We start from the raw sequence: 20457 nt of genomic DNA, 5'->3' as shown, positions 1-20457 counted from the left end.
TACCGGTGCGGGGATCGGATTGTGTCGCGACGGGAACGTGCGGCTCTACCAACGGTGATGCACCTGGGGGCGGATCAGCTCGTCGTAGATCTGGCGGACGGCGGCGTGCGCCTCGGCCGTCAGGGGCGGCAGGTCGGCGGCCACGACGTTGGCCCGGACCTGTCGCGAATTGCGGGCGCCCGGGATCACCACGCTCACCCCGGCCTGATCGATGATCCAGCGCAGCGCGAACTGGGCCATCGTCATGCCGGCGGGGACCAGCTCCCTGATCCGGTCGGCCGCCTGCAGTCCCACGCCGTACTCGACCCCGGAGAAGGTCTCGCCGACGTCGAACGCCTCGCCCTGCCGGTTGAAGTTGCGGTGGTCGCTCTCGGCGAAGACCGTCTGCGGGCCGTACCGTCCCGTCAGCAGGCCGCTGGCGAGCGGGACGCGGGCGATGATGCCGACGCCGGCCTTCGCCGCCGCCGGGAGCACCTCGTCGAGCGGCTTGAGCCGGAACATGTTGAGGATGATCTGCACGCTGGCCACGCCGGGCCGGGAGATCGCGGTGAGCGCCTCCCCCACAGTCTCCACGCTGACGCCGTAGGCCGCGATCGAGCCCTCGGCCACCAGCGTGTCGAGACCGTCGAACACCTCGTCGTCGTCGAACACCGCGGTGGGCGGGCAGTGGAGCTGGACCAGGTCGAGCGTGTCCACGCCCAGGTTGGCCCGCGACCGGTCGGTCCAGGCGCGAAAGTTGCCCAGTTTGTACGCCTCGGGAGTCTGAAGCACCCGCCGCCCCATCTTGGTGGCCACGGTCAGGCCGGAACGCTCCCTGAGCAGCCTCCCGATGATCTTCTCGCTGCGGCCGTCGCCGTAGACGTCGGCCGTGTCGATGAAGTTCACCCCGGCGTCGACTGCCGCGTTCAGGGTCGCCAGCGCGTCCGCCTCGCTGACCTCACCCCAGTCCCCTCCGAGTTGCCAGGCTCCCAGCCCGACGACGCCCACCTGTCTGCCCGTCCTGCCCAACACGCGCTGTTCCATGACGGACGATCCTAATGCGGGCGGTCATCAGGACAGATGGCGGTCGAACCAGCCGCGGGCGAGGTCGGCGACCGCCTCGAGCGTCCCCGGCTCCTCGAACAGATGGGAGGCGCCCGGAACGATCTCCAGCCGGGTCTCGGCGGTGAGCCTGCCCATCGCCTCCATGTTGAGCTCGATGACGATCGGGTCGTTCTCCCCGACGATCAGCAGCGTCGGCTGCCTGACCGAGGCGAGGTGCTCTCCGGCCAGATCGGGCCGTCCACCCCGTGAGACGACGGCGCGCGCCGTGTCCGGACGGGCCGCCGCGGCCACCAGGGCGGCGGCCGCGCCCGTGCTCGCGCCGAACAGGCCGACGCCGAGCCCGCCGACCGGCACGTCCAGCGGCATCCGGTCGGTCAGCGCCGCCACCCGCCGGGCCAGCAGGCCGATGTCGAACCGCAGGTGACCGGTGTGGGCGTCGGCGCGCTCCTCCTCGGCCGTGAGCAGGTCGGCCAGCACGGTGGCCAGCCCGGCGCGCTGCAGCTCACGGGCCACGTACCGGTTGCGCGGGCTGTGCCGCCCGCTGCCGCTGCCGTGCGCGAACAGCACCACCCCGTGCGCAGGCCGCGGCACCACGACATCGGCGTCGAGCACGACGTCACCGGCCGGGATCCGGACGCTCACCTCGACAGCGTTCATGTTCTCCTTCCCCCCTTGCCGTCACACGGTCGCCGGGTGAATCTCCGGCGGCTCTGCGCCCGCCCTCCCAGCGGGCCGTATGCTCCAGCGGCTCGACCGCCCGGGTCTCGTCGCTGTGGATTCACGGAATTCACCGCGCCGAACCGGCCGACCAGGCGGGTCTGGACGCCTTACCCCGGAGGGGGCGCGGCAAACGCTTTCCGGCACGGGCGGGAGCGGACCGGGCGTCGGCATGCCGGAACCACAGGAAGCCTTGGCTACGGTTTGGATCAATGGGACAAATGGGGACGATAAGGACCGTCAAGGATGGGCAGAGATCCCAAAGAGTCAACCGGCAGGGTGAACCATGCACTGGCCAGAGGAGCTGACGGAGACCCCGGATCTGCACGGGGCCTATCCGCGGTTGAGCCGGGCCCGGATCGAGCGCCTCGCGGCGCGCGGCGAGCGGCGGCCGCTGAGCCGTGACGACGTGCTCTTCACCGAGGGCGAGCTGACCGACGACTTCTTCGTCGTGCTCGACGGCAAGGTGGCGATGGTCGAGGAGTACGGCACGGCCGACCGCGTCGACGGACTCCACGGCCCTGGACGGTTCCTCGGCGAGATGAACGTGCTGAGCGGCCTGGCCGGACACCGGACGGCGGTGTGCGCCGAGTCCGGCGAGGTGCTCGCCGTACCGGTGGACGAGCTGCGCCGGATGATCGGCCGGGATGCCGCGATGGGGGATCTGATCCTGCGGGCGTTCGTCATCCGCCGATCGATGATCACCGGGCTGGGCACGGGCCTGCGCATCGTCGGTTCCCGGTTCTCCGCCGACACGCGCCGACTGCGCGAGTTCGCTGTACGCAACCGTCTGCCGCACAAGTGGATCGACCTGGAGGAGGACTGGGAGACGGAGTGCTTCCTGCGGGCGATGGGCGTCATGCCGGAGGAGACGCCCGTGGTGATCCTGCGGTGCGAGACCGTGCTGCGCAACCCGAGCAACGCCGAACTGGCCGGGGCCGTCAGCCTGCCGGCCCCGCGCACCTGGGAGACGGTGTGCGACCTGCTCGTCGTCGGGGCGGGCCCGGCGGGGCTGGCCGCCGCGGTGTACGGCGCGGCCGACGGTCTGTCGACGATCGTGGTCGACGGAGGCGCGATCGGCGGTCAGGCCCGCACCTCTCCCCGGATCGAGAGCCACCTGGGGTTCCCGTACGGAATCTCCGGGGACGAACTGGTGGACCGGGCGATGACCCAGGCGACCGGGCTCGGCGCCTGCTTCCGCGTCCCTGCGGAGGCCGCCGCGCTCGACGGAAGCTGCGGTGACCACGTCGTCACCACGCGGGACGGCACGGTGATCCACTCGCGCGCGCTGATCGTCGCCACCGGAATCCGGTACCGCAGGCTCCAACTGCCCGATATGGACAGGTTCGAGCGGACGAGCGTCTACTACGCGGCGACCATGTTCGAGGCACGGGAGTGCCGGCGGGATCCGATCGTGGTCGTGGGCGGGGGCGACACCGCCGGGCAGGCGGCCCTGTTCCTGGCCGCGCACGCGGCGTGGGTCCGCCTGCTGGCCAGGGAGGGCGACCTGCGGGTGAACATGTCCCGCTATCTGGCCGTCGAGGTCGAGCGCGACCCGCGGATCCAGGTCATGCTGAACACCGAGGTCAGAGAGCTGACCGGCGGGAAGATGCTGGAGGCGGTGGTGGCCGAGGACAACGTCACCGGGGAGCGCAGCAGCATCGAGGCCCGCGCGCTGTTCGTCCTCATCGGGGCCGAGCCGCACACCCCCTGGCTGTCCGGCGAGATCTCCCTCGACCGTCGCGGATACATCCTCACCGGTGCGCGCGCCGTACGCTTCCAGACGACGGCCGAGGGCCGTGCGCCCGGCCGGCCGTTCCCGCTGGAGACCAGCAGACCCGGCGTGTTCGCCGCCGGTGACGTGCGCAGCGGCTCAACCAAACGGGTCGTCTCCGCGGCCGGAGAGGGTGCGATGGCCGCACGCCTGGTGCACGAGCATCTCCGGTCGTCCTTCTGAGCGGCGAGGGAGGGGCGAGCCGACGAGTGCTCGCCCCTCCCTCCCTGTCGGTCGGCCGTGCCGCCCGCTCAGTCCTCGTCGTCCGACGACCACTGGCCGGAGCCGGTCTCACGCATCTGCTGGCCCGGCATCTGCTTGACGAGGTCCTGGCCGGACAGCTTCCGCACCATCGGAGAGTTGGCCTGCGGGTGCAGGAAGATGTCCTGCGGCTCCTGGCCCCCGCCTTGGACGACCGGCCCCTGGGGCCCCTGGCCGAACTGCCCGGTCTGCACCTCGGGACCGGCCTGGGCCGTCTGCGCCACCGGAGCCGTCTGCGGGGCGACCTGCCCGTTGGGGCCGGTCTGGCCGGCGGGGCCCTGCGCGGTCTGAGCGGCCTGCGCGGCCGGCTCCTGGGTGCCGGCCGCCACGAGGGGGCCGATCTTCTCGTTCTTGTCCTTCAGAAGCTGCTCCATGGCCTTGCTGGCGATGAGATCGGGCTGGTCCGCGTTCTGCATCGCGAAGGACGCGATCTTCTTGCCCGGGGATGCGTCGGCGGCGGAATGCTGATCCGCCGGTGTGCCGACCGGCCCGGAAAGCAGGGCGGCCGCGATTATTGCAGTGCAGATAGGCATGAGAATTCCCCCGAAATGGTGGACGGTACATGCAAGACGTTAAGCGCCTCAAGTCGGGTGATCACGTACCCGATGCCCAGTGTCCGGTCAAAGAAAGGAATCCGGCATTTCACCTGCGACAGCCGCAGAATGACCCTCATACGGAGAGGGGTGGGCCGTGATTCGGCCCACCCCTCGTCGTCTTTCCCGACGTCCGCTGAATTCTCTTTTCGTTACCGTCACTTCGGCCGCGTCGGCTACTTCGGCATCAGCACGCTGTCGATCATGTAGACGGTGGCGTTGCGTGTGACCACGTCACCGCAGACCACGTTCGCGTCGTTGATTTTGAAGCTCTGCCCGGAACCGGTGGTGGTCAGCTCGCCGCCCTGCACGGTCTTCAGCTTGCCGCGCCGCAAATCCGCCGGCGTCTTACGCCCCTTTACCACGTGATAGGCCAGGAGGGCGCTGAGCGCCTGCTTGTTCCCCATGAGGCGGTCGAGCTTCTTCTTCGGGACCTTGGTGAAGGCCTCGTTCGTGGGCGCGAACAGCGTGAAGTCCTTGCCCTTGTTGAGCGTACGAGCCAGACCCGCGGTCCGCACCACTCCGGAAAGCGTCGAAAGCGACGGAATACCGGAGATGGCCTTACCGGCCGGTTCACCCGTCACGGATGCCGGAACATCCGAGCAGGCGGCGCCGAACGGCGAGGCGGACGCGGACGGGGACGCCGAAGCGGATGGCGAGGCGGCGGGCGACTCCGTCTCCGAGGCGCTCGCCCCGGTCTCCGGCGTCGCCGTGTCCGTCACCGTCTCGTTCACCGCGGCCGGGGCTGCGGCGTCGCTCCCGCCTCCGCTGCCGTCGCTGCCGCAGGCCGCGGTGAGCGACAGCACCGTGGCCAGAGCGGAAAAGGCGAGAAGTCGCGTCTTCATCAGATACCTCCGAGGAGTCCCCTGCGCTCAGGCAGAGGAGGAATTGGACCTCCCTCGTAGCGGGACAGAAGGAAGGTGACGCCCGCCGGCCCGCGGGTGACAGGCGTAAGGGTGCGGAAAGGAACCGGCGATGCCTGCCGCCCGCGGGCCGTGGAACTCACGCGTCGATCAGCCGATCGGCAGGTGGATCAACGCGATGCCCGGTGCTGAGCGCCCTTACGCGCGCCCCAGCCGAACGAGGGCCACGACTTCGCCACCTGGTGCCCCTTGACCTCGGGCATCTCGACCGACTGCTTGCCCGGCTTCGACATGTCGGCCGTCGGGTTGATGACGAGGTCCTGCCCCTTCGCGTCGCGCCCGCTCCGGCCCCACTCCGCGGGGAAGGTGAAGCGCCCGGGGAAGAAGTCGTCGTCGGACTTCTCCTGCACCGCCGCCTGCGGACCCCCCGCGGTCGCGGGCGCCGCGTTGGAGGTGCTGTTGGCCGGCGGCTGGAACATGAAGGCCGGGCCGTCGTCCTCCGCGTCCTCCTGCTGCTGCGGCGCCTGCTGCTGGCCCCCTTCCTGCTGCGGCTGCTGGGGCTGCTGCTGCTGCTGCGTCCCGGCCTCCTGCAGCCACGGCGGCTGCATCGGCTGGAACATCGCCGGCTGCATCATGCCCGGCTGCTGTGCCGTACCGGGCTGCATCGCGCCCGGCTGCTGCATCATGCCCGGCTGCTCAGCGATGCCGGGCTGGGTCATGCCGGGCTGCATCATGCCCGGCTGGGTCATGCCGGGCTGCATCATGCCCGGCTGGGTCATGCCGGGCTGCATCATGCCCGGCTGCTGCATCGTGCTCTGGTTCTGCTGCGGCTGCTGCGCGCCGGCCTGCTGCAGCCACGGCGGCTGCATTCCGAACTGCGGCGCCCCGTACATCTGGCTGCTGTAGGGATCGGAGTTGCTGTTGACGTCGCCCGGACCCGCTTCCTGTGGTGTGGCGGCGGCCGGGGCGGCGAACAGGGCGGCTGCGAGTATGGCAGTGCAGATAGGCATGGACTCCCCCGATGTCGTGGAAGGTACGAGCAAGACGCTAAGCGGCCCGTGGTGGATGATCATGTCTCCGACGCTCAATGTCGGGTCAAACCTGAGGATCAGGCGCTTCATCCCGCAAAGATCTACAAACCGCGGCCTGGTTCGCGCACACCGAGCCCGCCGTTTCCTCCCGGCATCGGCCGGGCGGGCCCGGCGCATGCCGCCGCCCGGCAACACGCCGCTCCCGCACATCGGCTACGCCCGGCCTGCGCCGCAGCGCCGGGTCGTACATCGTCCGCGCGAGGGTGATCGGGCAGCGGGCGGGTCGGCCCGTGACGGATGCCGGCACGTACGGCGAGCGGGTTCGTCCTCAGGCCCGAGCGCGTCCGGGTCAGTCCGGCAGCCGGATCTCGATCGGCATGACGATCGGCGGCTGGGACGAGACCTCGGGCAGGGGCCGGTGCCGGAAGTACGACACGAGGGCCTCGCGCAGCCGGGCGACGGCCTCGTCGATCGTGCCGCCCTCCGCCGCGACCTCCACCTGCACGCACCGCGCGCAGTACAGGCCCTCGTCGTCCGAGGTGACGGTCGCGGTCAGCCTGACGGTGCCCCCCATGGTCGTCAGCGTACGCTCGAGACGGTCTTGACCGCTCAGGGGCGAAGACCGCTCCGCGGAGATCCTCTGCTCGCTGTCTCCAGACCACGCCAAGTCCCGCCGACCCTCGGCGCCCCGATCACGGACGGGGATGACTCCTCCACGATTCGAGCACGGCGACGTCGGCCTCGCTCAGGAGGATCGCGCGATGCGTCCGGGGGCACACGGGCCACGCCGCCTGACCGTGGACGGGGGCGGTGTCCGGGGCCGGTTCGCTCCCGGAGCCGCCGGGCGCGTCACGGCCCGCGCTCCTCACTGGAGACCGTGCCCGCGCTCCTCACTGGAGACCGTGCCGGCCAGCGGCCTGCCCGTCTCGATGAGCGACTTCAGCCGCATCAGGTCCTGCCGCAGCTTCCTGGCCGGGTCCGCCCCGAGCAGCGCCGCCATCGCGTGCCCGACCGCGCCGATCACCGGGTTGTAGGCGAGCCGTACCTCGATCCGGCAGTGGTCGGCCCCCTCGGCCGTGAGCCGCAGCGTGCCCGTGTGGGCGATGAGCCTGCTCTCGGTGGTCCGCCAGGAGATCTCCCGCCCCTCCTCGCGGTTGATCTCGGTCGCCTCGAAGCCGACGGGCACCCCGGCCGGTCCGGAGATCACCCACTGGGAGCGCCGCCCGTCGGCGGAGCGCCGTACCTCCAGGACGTCGGGCATGCATTTGGCGAAGACGCTGTAATCGCTGAGCAGCGGCCACACGTCCTCGGCCGGCGCGGCGACCGTGATCGCGTCCTCGATGTCGATCGCGTGCCGGCCGGCCCCGATCCCGCTGAGCCGCTTCAGCGGGAGGTTCGTGGCAGCGCGGGCGGCCAGGACGGCGCAGCCGGCCCTTACCGTCCAGGCCAGCGGCTTCGGCAGCCGCCCCGCCATCCCCCAGGTGGTCGCGGCCGCCGCCCCGGCGAAGAACCTCGCCGTCGGCGACCAGCACTGCTGGAAGATCTCGGGCACGCGCTCTCTGGGCCGCCCGCCCCCCTGCAGCTGGATCACTCCCTCGGTGTCGTGATGTACGGTCCAGTCCGCATCGACGCCCCTGACGCCGGGAATGCGCGCCACCGCCCGGCAGGCCCGGCGGGTCTCCCGTTCGAGCACGTGACCGGCGAGGGTCACCTGGCCCCCGTCGACGTGGACCTCCACCGCGTGCGGATGGCTGACATGCCGGCCCAACTCGGCGCGCACGCGTTCGGACAGCACCCGGTCGTCGACGTGCCTGCCCAGGATGCGGTAGCGGACGCCCGCGACCGCGCCCCGGCTTCGATTGCCGAGATCCCGGCCGAGGATGCCGATGCCGCCCCTCGACCGGTGCACGACGTGCACGCCCTTGTCGCGTAAGCGGGCGCGGCGGGTCCGGCCGAGGTCCGGATCGAGGAGGTATTCGGCCAGCGCCCCTGCGCACGCGCCCAGACCGGCCGCGCCGGCGGTACGCGACAGCGACGGCCCCCGTTCGATCACCGTGATGTACCCGTCCAACCGCCCATGTCCTGATCGGTCACCCATGCGCATGGTAATCACCCCCCATGCGCTCGGCTCTACCCAGCGACCGGCGGACGATTCGTCGCCGGCGACGGCGCGGTCGAGCGCCGCGCGCGACTCCGCCGCGTACGGCGGCGGCGGATTCCTCACCCCGGCATGTCCCGTCATCGTCAGAGGGAACTTCCCCGGCGGGACATAGACATGGCGCGCACCCGCGCGGGAGACGGCGAAGCCACCCCCCGGCCGTCATGGGCGGCTCACCGAGCGGGTGAACGGGTCATTCCGGGTGGAGCGTGCCGTCGAGCAGGCCCTCGAATCCGACCCGGAGGAGATCGTCGCTGGCCCGCTCCAGCTCGCGGACCGCGTCCTCGTAGGCGAGCAGCCGCCGGAAGGCCTCGCCGTACTCCCGCTGCTCCTCGATCGGCAGCCGGGGCAGCCGCGCCCGGCGGGGATCCATCCGTACGGAGGAGCCGAGCCGCACGCTGGTCTCGCCGGTGACGCGCAGGCAGCCGGCCAGATAGTAGGGGTCGAGCCGCTCCGGATCCACCCGGAACAGCAGCAGCCGGGGGCCGAGCACCGCTGCGGGGCCCGCCGCCACGACGCGCGCCGGCGTGTTCTCTCCGGGGATGAGCGGGGCGACGACGTCCCCCTCCCGGGTGAGCACCAGGCCCTGCTCGTCGCGGGTGCGCCCGCTCGGGGGCCGGCCGCGCACCAGGTCCTCGACGGTCAGCACGGGCAGGTCGCCGTCCTCAGCCGCCGGCCTGAGCGGGCCCTGGGCGATGGTCACGACCCCCGCCCTGGACAGCTCGCCGATGCTCGTCATCGGCAGCTCGCGCTGTACCGGCAGCGGGGTCAGGTTCGGGACCTCCAGCCGGGAGATCGCCTCCCCGGCTCGCCCGCGCACCGCGGTGAACGGCTCCGACCGGGTCTGGCGGCTCACCCGGTGGGCGGGGGTGAGCGCCACCTCCTCGTCGAGCAGGTCGATGATCCGCACCGCACGGCTCGCCGCGGGCAGCGCACGCGACCCGGTTGCCGTACGGCTCGTGTACGCCCGCCAGGCGGCCTCCACCGCGGCGAGGTCGTCTCCGGCGTTGACCATGAGCACGTCGGAGGCGGGCGGCTCGCCGACCTCGGGCCGCCGCAGCACCCACAGGTCCGGAGCTCCGCTGGAGGCGGGGGCCGCGCCGGCCGACAGGGTGACGACGGCGCGCAGCGCCCCGGCTCTGAGCAGGTTGCCGCGGACGCGGCGGCCCGATCTGCGGCTGGACGCGACGCCCGGCATCATGATGACGACGAGCCCACCGGGGCGGACGTGGGACAGGCAGTGCTGCACCCAGGCCAGCTCCGACTCCCCGCGCGGCGGCAGGCCGTACTCCCAGCGCGGATCGCTGGTCAGCTCCTCGTATCCCCAGCCGCGGTCGTTGAACGGCGGGTTGCAGACGACCGCGTCGACCAGCTCGTCGGGGAAGGCGTCGGCCCGCAGCGAGTCGCCGTCGCGTACGACCGCGTCGATTCCCTGCAGCAGCAGTCTGACCGCGGTCAGGCGGGCGGCCGTCCCGTTGACGTCCTGGCCGAGCGCCCGGGACGCGTCCGAGGCGAGCAGGAGCGTGCCGATGCCGCAGGAGGGGTCGAGGACGGTCTTCCCCGCGGTGGCGGCGAGCCGGGCCATCAACGCTCCCACGGGTTCCGGGGTGGCGAGCAGCCGGCGGGCGTGTACGTCGATGTAACGCGCGCAGATCGCGTCGAAGGCGACGGCCGGCCCCTCCTCCTCGCCCAGCTCGGCGATGGCCCTGATCAGCGACGGGTCCATGCCGAGATCGTCGTGCGGCAGCTCGCCGGGCGGTTCCGGCACAGCGGCGGCGACGGCGCCGGGCAGCCGCGACGCCATCTCGTCGTCGGTGAGACCGGCGAGCTTGCGCCAGGCGGCGGGATCACGCAGCAGGAAGAGCAGGAACGCCCCGGTGTAGACGACCATGTCGCCCAGGCGGAGGTCGTCGCCGGCGGTCCGCAGCCGCTGCCAGACCCGTTCGATGGGCGGCACCTCGACGTACCTGTCGTGCTTGCGCAGCCACTGCTCGATCTCCGCGAGGGAGAAGGACGGGCTGCTGGCCGTCCCGCCGACCGGCTGGGGGAAGTCGTCGAACCGCTTGCGCCAGTTGCTGACGGCGGCCCGGCCGACGTCCGCGATCCGGGCGATGTCGGCGGCGTTCACCAGGACGTCGTCACGCATCAGGGGGCCGTCCTCGCGGGGAAACCTCTCATGGGCACCAGCATGCCAGGTGATGTCCCGGCCACGCGCACCAGGAGAATCGGGATCGGCCGCCGCTTCGCGTGCGCGGCGCCTCGCCGGCCGCCGTTAGCATGAGGCGAGGCCTCGAGACAGGTGAGGTCGGCAGATGCTGAAGCTGGACCGGCTGGTGAACGTCCTCGGCGGCTACGGGGCCCGGCTGTGCTGTGCCCCCGCCTCCCGCGACGTGGCGCTGGGCAGCGTGGTCGTGCACGACCCGACCGATCCGCGCCCGGCGACCGGCGACGTGTTCCTTTCGGTCGGCGTGGAGTCGGCGGCGGACGCCGTACGGCTCGCCCGGGAGGCCCGCGCGGCCGCGGTGCTGGTGCGCGGGACCCCGCCGCTCGACGAGGGCGCGCTGGCGCAGGCGCGCGACGGCGGGATCGCGGTGCTGCTCGTGGAGCCCGCGGTGTCCTGGAGCCAGCTCTTCGGCGTGGTGTACGGCCTGGTGCTCGAAGGCAGGGAGACCGACGCCGGGCGGGGGCCGACCGATCTGTTCGCCTTCGCCGACAGGCTCGCCGCCGAGATCGGCTCCCCCGTGACGATCGAGGACCAGATGTCCCGGGTCCTGGCCTACTCCCGTGCTCAGCAGTCGGCCGACCCGGTGCGCCTGGAGACCATCCTGGGCCGGCGGGTGCCGGACGCCATGCACCGCCTGCTGGAGCGCAAGGGCGTCTTCGCGCACCTGCGCGCCTCCGACGAGCCGCTGTTCGTCGAGCCCTCGCCGCGGCACGGGCTGCGCGGCCGCATGGTGATCGCCGTACGGGCCGGGCGCGAGCTGCTGGGATCGATCTGGGTCGAGTGCGAACGGCCGCTGTCGCAGGCGCACCGGACCGTCCTGGGCGACGGCGCGCGTGCCGTGGCGCTGCACCTGCTGCGCTCCCGGGTCAGCGCCGATCTGGAACGACAGGTCGAGTCCGACCTCGTCATCCAACTGCTGGAGGGTACGGCCGACGCCCTCGCGGTGGTCAGCCGGCTCGGCCTGCCCGGGGGGCAGTTCCGGGTGATCGCACTGCAGGCGCACGTCGCCGACGAGCGGCACGCCGCGATCCTGCTCGCCTACGAGCGCGCCACCACCGGCTTCGGCTGGTCGCGTCCCGGGCGCAGCGCGCTGTTCGGCAACACCCTCTACACCGTGCTCCCCTGCGCCGCCGACGCCGCCCCGGCACGCGAATGGCTCACCTCGATCACGAGCGTCCTGCCGAGGCAGGTCACCGTGTACGCCGGCATCGGCGCGGCGGCCGAGCCCGCCCAGCTCCCCGCCGGCAGACAGGAGGCCGACGAGAGCCTCGCCCTGCACGCCTCCAGGACCGGCAGGACGCCGGCCGTCGTCTACGACGAGTCCTGGGACGAGATCCTGATGCAGCGTCTCCGGGCGGCGGCCGCCTCGGGACGCGCCCCGGCGCGCGGGCCGGTCGCCGACCTCACCCGGTACGACACCCAGCGCGGCACACGCTACATCGCGACATTGCGCGCCTGGCTGGAGGCGCAGGGCGACCTGCCGACCGCCGCCGACCGCCTCGGCGTCCATCCGAACACCGTGCGCTACCGGCTCAGGAAGATGGCCGAGATCACCAACCTGCGGCTCGACGTGCCGGAGAAGCGCCTGGCCATGATCATCGCGCTGGCCGTGCACCAGGACGGCCGTCCCTGATACCGGTGATTGTCCGGGCATGACAAAGACCGGGGTCGCGCTTGTCCGGCGCGGACAGCACATCACCCCCGCGCACGAGCGATCCTCGGGGGAAGGCGGAGAATGATATAGGCGGAGAAAAGTGACGATGGGTACAGACCGTGAGCCGCGTACAGCGGTAGTGATCGGCGCCGGTGTGGTCGGGCTGTCCACCGCGTGGTTCCTGCAGGAGCACGGCGTGGACGTCACCGTGGTCGACCGGGACGGCGTGGCCGCCGGCGCGTCGTGGGGCAACGCCGGCTGGCTCTCCCCGGGGCTGGCCATCCCGCTGAACGAGCCCGGCGTCCTGCGTTACGGTCTGAGCTCCCTGCTCAACCCGAACGCCCCGCTGCACGTGCCGGCCACCCCCGACCCCGGGCTGTGGGCATTCCTCACCCGGTTCGCCCTGAACTGCACCTGGAAGTCCTGGGGCAGTGCGGTACGGGCCAACATCCCGCTCAACGACGAATGCCTGGAGGCGTTCGACGTGCTCACGTCGAACGGCGTCGAGGCGCCCACGATCGACGCGCCGATCATGGCGGCTTTCGAGACCGAGCGCCAGGCCGTGGGTCTGCTGCACGAGTTGCGGCGGATCAACGAGTCGGGGCTGAAGATCGAGTACACCGCGTTCAAGGGTGACGAGCTCGGCGCGCTGCTGCCGCAGATCTCCCCGCGGGTGCGGGCCGGCATCCGGCTGGAGGGGCAGCGCTACATCGACCCCGGGGAGTTCACCCACTCGCTGGGCCGCGCCGTCGCCGCCCGCGGCGCCGAGATCCGGCCCGGCTTCGAGGTCACCGCGGTCCGTCCCGGGACCGGCCGGCTGACCGTGGTGTCGAGCACCGGAGACTCGGTCACGGCCGACGCCGTCGTCCTGGCCACCGGCGCCTGGCTGAACCGGCTCGGCGGGGAGTGGGGCGTGCGGGTGCCGGTACGCGCCGGTCGCGGCTACTCCTTCACCGTGCCGACGGCGGAACCCGTGCGCGGGCCGATCTACCTGCCCGCCGTGCGGGTGGCCTGCACGCCCTACCAGGGCAAGCTCCGGGTCGCCGGAACGATGGAGTTCCGCGGGCCCGACCACCCGCTGGTGCATCGGCGGATCGACGCGATCGTCAGGTCGGCCAGGCCGCTGCTGTCCGGAGTCGACTGGGACGCGATGACCGACCTGTGGGTCGGCCCCCGGCCCGTCACCCCCGACGGCAAGCCCCTCATCGGCGCCACCGCCGTGCCGGGAATCTACGTCGCCGGCGGCCACGGCATGTGGGGCGTCACCCAGGGGCCGGTCACCGGGCGCGCGCTCGCCGAGCAGATCGTCACCGGCAAGCCGCCCGCCGCCCTGCTGGACTTCGACCCGACCCGCTGATCGGCCGTACGGCCGCCTGCCCTGCCCCATTCGGGGGCGGGCAGGGCTCGGGCGGCCTCGTATCGTGACGCCCGCGAGCGGAAAGGGCCCAGGCGCAGGCCACGTCCCCCCGGCCCGGGTCCCGCCCGTCAGCGGGGTGGGGCGGTGCTCCTGCGTACGACGAGATCGGTGGACAGTTCGAGGCGCTTCCGCGGCAGGGGCTCGCCCTGGGCGAGGGAGATGAGCATGGTGGCGGCCTCGGCGGCCATCTCGGCGAGAGGCTGGCGGATCGTGGTGAGCGACGGGACGAGCCACCTGGCCATGGGCAGATCGTCGAACCCGACCACGCTCAGGTCCCGCGGGATGCGCAGTCCGGCTTCGCCGGCCGCCTGGTAGACGCCCACGGCCTGGGCATCGTTGGAGGCGAAGATCGCGGTCGGCGGATCAGGCAGGGCGAGCAGCCGGCGGGCGTGCTCCAGTCCGTCGTCGATGTTGAAATCGCCCTCGGCGATCAGCTCAGGGTGGATCGGCACACCGGCGGCGTCCAGGGCCGCGCGGTGGCCGTCGAGCCTGGCCCGGCCGGACAGCGCGTGGGCGGGGCCGGTGATGATCGCGATGCGACGGTGCCCGAGGTCGAGCAGATGGCGGGTGGCCGACAGCCCGCCGGACCAGTTGCCGGCTCCCACCGACGGCACCTGGTGCCCCGGATCGCCGGTCGGGTCGACCAGGACCAGCGGAATGTCCCGGGTGGCGAGCTGGGCCCGCTGGGTCTGCGTGGGACCGGAGAAGACGGCGATGACACCCGTGGGACGCCGGCTCAGCACGTCCTCGATCCAGCCCCGGCCAGGGACGTGACGTCCCTGCAGTTCCGACAGCACCACGGCCAGGCGATGTTCCTGCGCCACCCGCTCGACGCCCTTGATGATCTCCATCGGGTACTCGCCCTCGAGCTCGTGGAAGACGAGGTCGATGAGGGGCGCCGCGCTCGCGCGCTTCTTCTGCCGCCGATATCCGTGCCGCCGGATGAGGTCTTCCACCAGCATGCGGGTCTCCGGCGCGACCGTCGACTTGCCGTTGACGACCTTCGAGACCGTGGCCGTCGAGACCCCCGCCAACTCGGCGAGCTGCGCGATGGTGAGCGCCTGCGGCCGCTCCGCTGAATCGGCCGGCCCTGTCGTCGCGGTCATGGACCGCAGTCTAGCGACACGACCTCGACCATCCGGCTCGATCTTTTCGTCACGTGTCCAGAAACTTTATTGACGATCGGCTTCCGTCGGCCTATCTTCCCAAATTAACGTTCGATACGATCTTGGAAAGTTAGTCGATTTCGGCATCGGGGCTGCGACGCGGCCGATGCGCACCTGCCCGGAACCCGGCCGGAACCGGCCCACCGTGTCCACCCACTCAGAAGGGACCCGCCGAGCCGTGCGGACTTACGACAACCCCGTCATCAGCGGGTTTCACCCCGACCCCAGCGTGTGCCGGGTCGGCGAGGACTACTACCTGGTCTGCTCCAGCTTCGAGTACTTTCCCGGCGTCCCGATCTTCCACAGTCGCGACCTGGTGCACTGGCGGCAGATCGGCAACGTGCTCGACCGGCCGTCCCAGCTCGGCCTGTCCCCGGACGCACCGGCCTCCGGCGGCGTCTACGCACCGACGATCCGCCATCACGACGGCCTGTTCTACATGATCACCACCAACGTGAGCGGCCGCGGCAACTTCCTCGTCACCGCTGAACGCCCCGAGGGCCCCTGGTCCGATCCCGTCTGGATCGACGTTCCCGGCATCGACCCCGACCTGGCCTGGGACGACGACGGGAACTGCTGGTGCACCACCTCCGGCAACCAGGTGTCGCGAATCGACCCGCTGACCGGCGAGGTGCTGGACGGGCCGATCCCCGTCTGGTCCGGGACCGGGGGCAAGTACCCCGAGGCGCCGCACCTGTTCCGCATCGGCGAGTGGTGGTATCTGCTGATGTCGGAGGGCGGCACGGAACGGGCCCACGCCGTCTCGATCGCCCGCGCGCGCTCGCCCCGCGGGCCGTACGAGCCCGGCCCGGCCAACCCGATCCTGACCCACCGCGGCACCGGCCGGCCGATCCAGAGCACCGGCCACGCCGACCTCGTCCAGGCCGTGGACGGCACGTGGTGGATGGTCCTGCTCGGCACCCGCCCGCGCGGTCACACACCGGAGTTCCACGTCCTCGGGCGGGAGACGTTCCTGACCCCCGTGCTGTGGGCCGGCGGCTGGCCGGTCGTCGGCCCGGTCGAGGAGCGGCATGCCGCGCCCGCCGCCTGGCACCCCCTCCCCCCGGAGTCCTCCCGTGACGACTTCGACGCTCCGGCGCTGGCCCCGCAGTGGATCTCTCCACGCGGCCGTCCCGACGGCTCCTGGTCCCTCACCGAACGGCCGGGCCGGCTGACGCTGCACGCGACCGGTCCCACCCTCGACCGTCCCGGACACACCTTCATCGGACGCCGCCAGCAGCACCACGACTGCCGGATCGCCGCACACCTCGACCCCCGCGGCGCACGCGCCGGACTTTCCGTACGGCTGGACGAGGCCCACCACTACGACCTCGAGGTGCACGACGGGCAGGCGTCCGTGATCGCCAGGATCGGGCCGCTGCGCCAGCGCGTCGCCGTCCGCCCGGTGCCGCCCGGGCCCCTCACCGCCGAGATCCGGGTCCGTACGGCCGATGTGCCGCCGCCGACCGTGACCCGGCCCGGCGAGGCGGACCGCGAGGGGACCGGCGTCGGCGCCCACGGACCGGACACCCTCGCCTTCTCGGTGCACACGGGGGACGAGCGCGTGCTCCTGGCGGAACTGGACGGCCGATATCTGTCCACCGAGGTCGCCGCCGGCTTCACCGGCCGCGTCATCGGCATGTACGTCACCGAGGGCAGCGCGGCCTTCGACTGGTTCGACTACGCGGGCACGGCCTGACGCCCCGTCCTGCGCGGAGCCCGGCCGAGCGTGAAAATTTCACCTCCAGGCCATCGCGACGGCCACTGTCCCGCAGCCCGGGGAGTGGCCGTACCGACCGTTTCGACGGGCGAACGAACACGTTGTTGACGCTCTGATCCAGTCCGCTCTAGGGTCCCTGGTTAACGATCAATACGGCATTCGAAACTTAATCTCCTCCCTCGTGCGAATGCCTCGATCCCGCCGCGGTCCTTACCCGAGGGCAGCGGCCCCGACCCCTTAGGAGCGCGTATGGAACGCACCTCCCATCGTCGACGCCGTACGGCCGGGCTGATAGCCGGGGCCGTGGCGGCGGCCACGGTCCTGACCGCCGGCGTCCTGACCGCGCCGGCGGCCTCGGCGGATTCCACGCTCGGTCAGCTGGCCGCTGCCAAGGGCCGCTACTTCGGCTCGGCGACCGACAACCCCACCCTGTCGGACGTGCCGTACCAGCAGATCCTCGGCAGCGAGTTCGGCCAGATCACCGTCGGCAACACGATGAAGTGGATGTACATCGAGCCGTCGCAGGGCCAGTTCGACTACACCCAGGCCGAGGCGATCGTCGCCCGCGCCGAGGCCAACGGCCAGCTCGTCCGTGGGCACACGCTGGTCTGGCACAACCAGCTTCCCGACTGGGTGAACAACGTGCCGTCCAACCAGCTCCTCGGGGTGATGCGCAACCACATCGCCAACGAGGCCGCCCACTTCAAGGGCCGGCTCATCCACTGGGACGTGGTCAACGAGGCCTTCGAGGAGAACGGCTCACGCCGCCAGTCGGTGTTCCAGCAGAAGATCGGGGACGGCTACATCGCCGAGGCGTTCAAGGCGGCCCGCGCGGCCGACCCGGACGTCAAGCTGTACTACAACGACTACAACATCGAAGGCGTCAACGCGAAGAGCGACGCCGTCTACAACATGGTGAAGTCGTTCAAGCAGCAGGGCGTCCCCATCGACGGCGTCGGGCTGCAGGCCCACCTGATCGTCGGCCAGGTCCCCACCACGCTGCAGCAGAACATCCAGCGTTTCGCCGACCTCGGCGTGGACGTGGCCATCACCGAGCTCGACATCCGGATGGACCTGCCCCGCACCACCGCCAAGGACACCCAGCAGGCCGAGGACTACAGCAAGGTCGTCAAGGCCTGCCTGGCGGTCTCCCGCTGCGTCGGCATGACGATCTGGGACTTCGCCGACCACCACTCCTGGATCCCCTCGGTCTTCCCCGGCCAGGGGGCCGCCCTGCTCTACGACGAGAACTTCAACAAGAAGCCGGCCTACTACGCCGTCGCCGCTGCGCTCGGCGCCACGAGCAGCCCCTCTCCCTCGCCGTCTCCGTCCCCCTCCCCGTCGCCCTCTCCGACGCCTTCGCCCGGCGATGACGGGTGCACGGCGTCGTACCAGGTGACCAGCCAGTGGCAGAACGGCTTCACCGCCGACGTCACCGTCCGCAACTCCGGGACGACCGAGATCGACGGCTGGACCGTGACCTGGACCTTCCCCAACGGTCAGCGGATCAGCAACCTCTGGAACGGCGACCTGACCGCCAACGGGTCGTCGGTCACCGTCCGCAATGTCAGCTACAACGGCAGGCTCGGCGCCGGCGTGAGCACGACGTTCGGGTTCCAGGGCTCGCACTCGGGCTCCAACGGCACCCCCACGGGCATCGCCTGCGCGGCCGCCTGACCCACCGGATCTCCCACGAGGTGGTCGACTTCGAACCCGAGGTCGGCCACCTCGCCGTTTCAGGGTCACCGACCTCCACCCCCCCCCACCCCAGCCCGTGATCTTGCGAATACTCGCACATCGAGCCTTGACCAGGCATTTCACGATTCGTGATCTTGCAGTTTCTCGCAGAACATGCCCCTGAACAGCGAAAAAACCATCCGTGATCTTGCACCCATAACTGCAAGATCACGGAACACGCAGGCGCAGGTCAGATGGTCCGTCTGCGATTATCTGCAAGATCATCAATGGGATTTACGCAGGCCAGAAGGACGATCTGCGAGAAAGTGCAAGATCACGGGGGTGGGGGTTGGGCGCGCATCGCGCACCCCTTGACTTCCACGGAATATAGGTATAAACAAAGGCGAAACAACACACTGAACGGTGGTGAACCAACATCATGTACGCGGAGGAACGGCAGCAGGAGATCCTGCGCCGTGCGCGCGCCGCTGGACGGGTGGATGTGGTGAAGCTGGCGGAGGAGTTCGCCGTCACCACGGAGACGATCCGCCGCGACCTGACCGTCCTGGAGCGGGCCGGCGTCCTCCGACGCGTACACGGCGGCGCGATCCCGGTCGAACGGCTCGGCTTCGAGCCCGCGCTCGCCACACGAGACGAGGTCATGACCGAGGAGAAGGAGCGCATCGCCAAGGCCGCGCTGGCCGAGCTGCCGGAGGACGGCTCGATCATCATCGACGCGGGCTCGACGACACGTCGTCTCGCCCGGGCGCTGCCCGGCGATCGTGAGCTCACCGTCATCGTGAACGCGCCGCCGCTCGCGACGATGCTCGCGACCAGGGCCAACCTCAACGTGATCATGTTAGGGGGCCGGGTGCGCGGCCGTACTCTCGCCACCGTCGACGACTGGGCACTGCGCCCGCTCGCGGACCTGAACGTCGACGTGGCCTTCATGGGCACCAACGGATGCTCGGTCGACAAGGGGCTGACGACGCCCGATCCGGCCGAGTCCGCGATCAAACGCGCGATGATCGGCGCGGCCGAGCGCACCGTGGTGCTGGCCGACCACACCAAGTTCTCCGGCGTCTACCTCGCCAGGTTCGCGGCGCTCACCGAGATCGACATGATCATCACGGATGACGGGCTGGACCCGGCGATCGCCGCCGACATCACCGCGGCCGGCCCCGAGGTGGTGCGGGCGTGATCCTCACTCTGACTCTCAACCCGAGTCTGGACCGTACGATCGGGATCGGCGCGCTGGAGCGCGGCGCGGTCATCCGGGCGTCGGCGGCACGTCTCGATCCGGGCGGCAAGGGTGTGAACGTGTCCCGGGCGCTGCTGGCCAACCGGGTCGAGTCCTGCGCGGTGGTCCCCTTCGGCGGCCATGAGGGCCGGCAGCTGGTGGATCTGCTGTGCCGCGAGGGCATCGACATGATCACCGTCCCGGTCGCCGGGGCGACCCGGTCCAACATCACCCTGGCCGAGCCCGACGGCACGGTCACCAAGATCAACGAGCCCGGTACGGCCATGACGGCGGCCGAACTGGAGGCCATCGCCCAAACCGTCGTGGACGCCGCGGACACCGCGGACTGGGTGGTCGCCTCCGGCAGCCTCCCCCCCGGCCTGTCCACCGATGTCTACGCCCGGCTGTGCCGCAGGTTCTCCGAGGCCGGCCTGAAGGTGGCCGTGGACACCAGCGGCCCGGCGCTTCCGGCCGCCATCGCCGCCGGACCCGCGCTGATCAAGCCCAACCGCGAGGAGCTCGCGGAGGCGACCGGGATGACGATCACCCGTGTGGGCGACGTCATCGAGGCGGCGGACAAGCTTCGCGCGCTGGGCGCGGGAACGGTGCTGGCCAGCATCGGTCCCGACGGCGCCGTCCTGGTGCAGGACGACGGCGCGTGGTACGGCCAGTGCCCGGTGGCGGAACCCCGCAGCGCCGTCGGCGCGGGCGACGCCATGCTGGCCGGTTTCCTGGCGGGCTGCGCCGGCGGCGAGGGGGCCCTGGTCGAGGCCCTGGCCTGGGGAACGGCCGCCGTCGCCCTGCCCGGCAGCCGGATGCCCGGTCCCGCCGACATCCGGCGCGACCTGGTCCGGATCGGCCGGCCCGACCCCGACCGGCCGCTGAGATCCGCGGTGACATGACCCCCAACCCACGCCG

General features: G+C 71.3%; 16 protein-coding genes. 7 read left to right on the top strand and 9 right to left on the bottom strand.

Going from position 1 to position 20457, the window contains the following annotated elements; genetic code table 11:
* Positions 1-45 precede the first annotated feature (45 nt).
* A complete protein-coding gene (locus ACQP1K_RS11545; RefSeq protein WP_433500874.1) occupies positions 46-1023 on the bottom strand; it encodes an aldo/keto reductase in 978 nt (325 codons plus the stop codon).
* A gap of 27 nt (positions 1024-1050) precedes the next feature.
* Positions 1051-1701 carry a dienelactone hydrolase family protein gene (locus ACQP1K_RS11540; RefSeq protein WP_433500873.1) on the bottom strand — a complete coding sequence of 217 codons (651 nt, stop codon included), beginning with the start codon at positions 1699-1701 and terminating at the stop codon, positions 1051-1053.
* Between the two features lie 346 nt (positions 1702-2047).
* On the opposite strand from ACQP1K_RS11540, the gene ACQP1K_RS11535 reads away from it, so the two are divergent.
* The gene (locus tag ACQP1K_RS11535; RefSeq protein WP_433500872.1) at positions 2048-3718 is read left to right on the top strand and encodes an FAD-dependent oxidoreductase; all 1671 of its coding nucleotides are present in this window, start codon (positions 2048-2050) and stop codon (positions 3716-3718) included.
* Positions 3719-3786: 68 nt separating this feature from the next.
* On the opposite strand, the gene ACQP1K_RS11530 is transcribed toward ACQP1K_RS11535, so the two are convergent.
* From ACQP1K_RS11530 to ACQP1K_RS11505, 6 genes are all read right to left on the bottom strand, one after another.
* Positions 3787-4329, bottom strand: coding sequence for a hypothetical protein (locus tag ACQP1K_RS11530; RefSeq protein WP_433500871.1), 543 nt, complete (start codon positions 4327-4329; stop codon positions 3787-3789).
* Positions 4330-4565: 236 nt separating this feature from the next.
* A complete protein-coding gene (locus tag ACQP1K_RS11525) occupies positions 4566-5234 on the bottom strand; it encodes a fasciclin domain-containing protein (RefSeq protein ID WP_433500870.1) in 669 nt (222 codons plus the stop codon).
* A gap of 188 nt (positions 5235-5422) precedes the next feature.
* Positions 5423-6262 (bottom strand): hypothetical protein, encoded by an 840-nt coding sequence (locus tag ACQP1K_RS11520; protein ID WP_433500869.1) that lies wholly within the window; start codon positions 6260-6262, stop codon positions 5423-5425.
* A 370-nt stretch (positions 6263-6632) separates the two neighbouring features.
* Positions 6633-6857 (bottom strand): type II toxin-antitoxin system HicB family antitoxin, encoded by a 225-nt coding sequence (locus ACQP1K_RS11515; RefSeq protein WP_433500868.1) that lies wholly within the window; start codon positions 6855-6857, stop codon positions 6633-6635.
* Between the two features lie 291 nt (positions 6858-7148).
* Positions 7149-8381 (bottom strand): SRPBCC family protein, encoded by a 1233-nt coding sequence (locus ACQP1K_RS11510; protein ID WP_433500867.1) that lies wholly within the window; start codon positions 8379-8381, stop codon positions 7149-7151.
* A 253-nt stretch (positions 8382-8634) separates the two neighbouring features.
* Positions 8635-10587 (bottom strand): N-6 DNA methylase, encoded by a 1953-nt coding sequence (locus tag ACQP1K_RS11505; RefSeq protein ID WP_433500866.1) that lies wholly within the window; start codon positions 10585-10587, stop codon positions 8635-8637.
* Positions 10588-10753: 166 nt separating this feature from the next.
* Here ACQP1K_RS11505 and ACQP1K_RS11500 point away from each other — a divergent pair, with 166 nt between their 5' ends.
* On the top strand, positions 10754-12298 hold the full coding sequence (locus ACQP1K_RS11500; RefSeq protein WP_433500865.1) for a PucR family transcriptional regulator: 1545 nt from the start codon (positions 10754-10756) through the stop codon (positions 12296-12298).
* Between the two features lie 127 nt (positions 12299-12425).
* Positions 12426-13676, top strand: coding sequence for an NAD(P)/FAD-dependent oxidoreductase (locus ACQP1K_RS11495; protein ID WP_433500864.1), 1251 nt, complete (start codon positions 12426-12428; stop codon positions 13674-13676).
* A gap of 128 nt (positions 13677-13804) precedes the next feature.
* On the opposite strand, the gene ACQP1K_RS11490 is transcribed toward ACQP1K_RS11495, so the two are convergent.
* Positions 13805-14842, bottom strand: a complete 1038-nt coding sequence (locus tag ACQP1K_RS11490; protein WP_433500863.1) for a LacI family DNA-binding transcriptional regulator — start codon at positions 14840-14842, stop codon at positions 13805-13807.
* A 238-nt stretch (positions 14843-15080) separates the two neighbouring features.
* Here ACQP1K_RS11490 and ACQP1K_RS11485 point away from each other — a divergent pair, with 238 nt between their 5' ends.
* From ACQP1K_RS11485 to pfkB, 4 genes are all read left to right on the top strand, one after another.
* A complete protein-coding gene (locus ACQP1K_RS11485; RefSeq protein ID WP_433500862.1) occupies positions 15081-16601 on the top strand; it encodes a glycoside hydrolase family 43 protein in 1521 nt (506 codons plus the stop codon).
* 270 nt (positions 16602-16871) lie between these two features.
* Positions 16872-18299 (top strand): endo-1,4-beta-xylanase, encoded by a 1428-nt coding sequence (locus ACQP1K_RS11480; protein ID WP_433500861.1) that lies wholly within the window; start codon positions 16872-16874, stop codon positions 18297-18299.
* A gap of 439 nt (positions 18300-18738) precedes the next feature.
* The gene (locus tag ACQP1K_RS11475; protein ID WP_433500860.1) at positions 18739-19500 is read left to right on the top strand and encodes a DeoR/GlpR family DNA-binding transcription regulator; all 762 of its coding nucleotides are present in this window, start codon (positions 18739-18741) and stop codon (positions 19498-19500) included.
* Positions 19497-20441 carry a 1-phosphofructokinase gene (pfkB, locus tag ACQP1K_RS11470; RefSeq protein WP_433500859.1) on the top strand — a complete coding sequence of 315 codons (945 nt, stop codon included), beginning with the start codon at positions 19497-19499 and terminating at the stop codon, positions 20439-20441. Before ACQP1K_RS11475 ends, pfkB begins: the two co-directional genes overlap by 4 nt.
* The last annotated feature ends 16 nt before the right edge of the window (positions 20442-20457 follow it).

The organism is Sphaerimonospora sp. CA-214678, assembly GCF_050942215.1.
Taxonomy (GTDB): Bacteria; Actinomycetota; Actinomycetes; order Streptosporangiales; family Streptosporangiaceae; genus Sphaerimonospora.
This window is presented reverse-complemented; position numbering and strand designations above follow the sequence as displayed.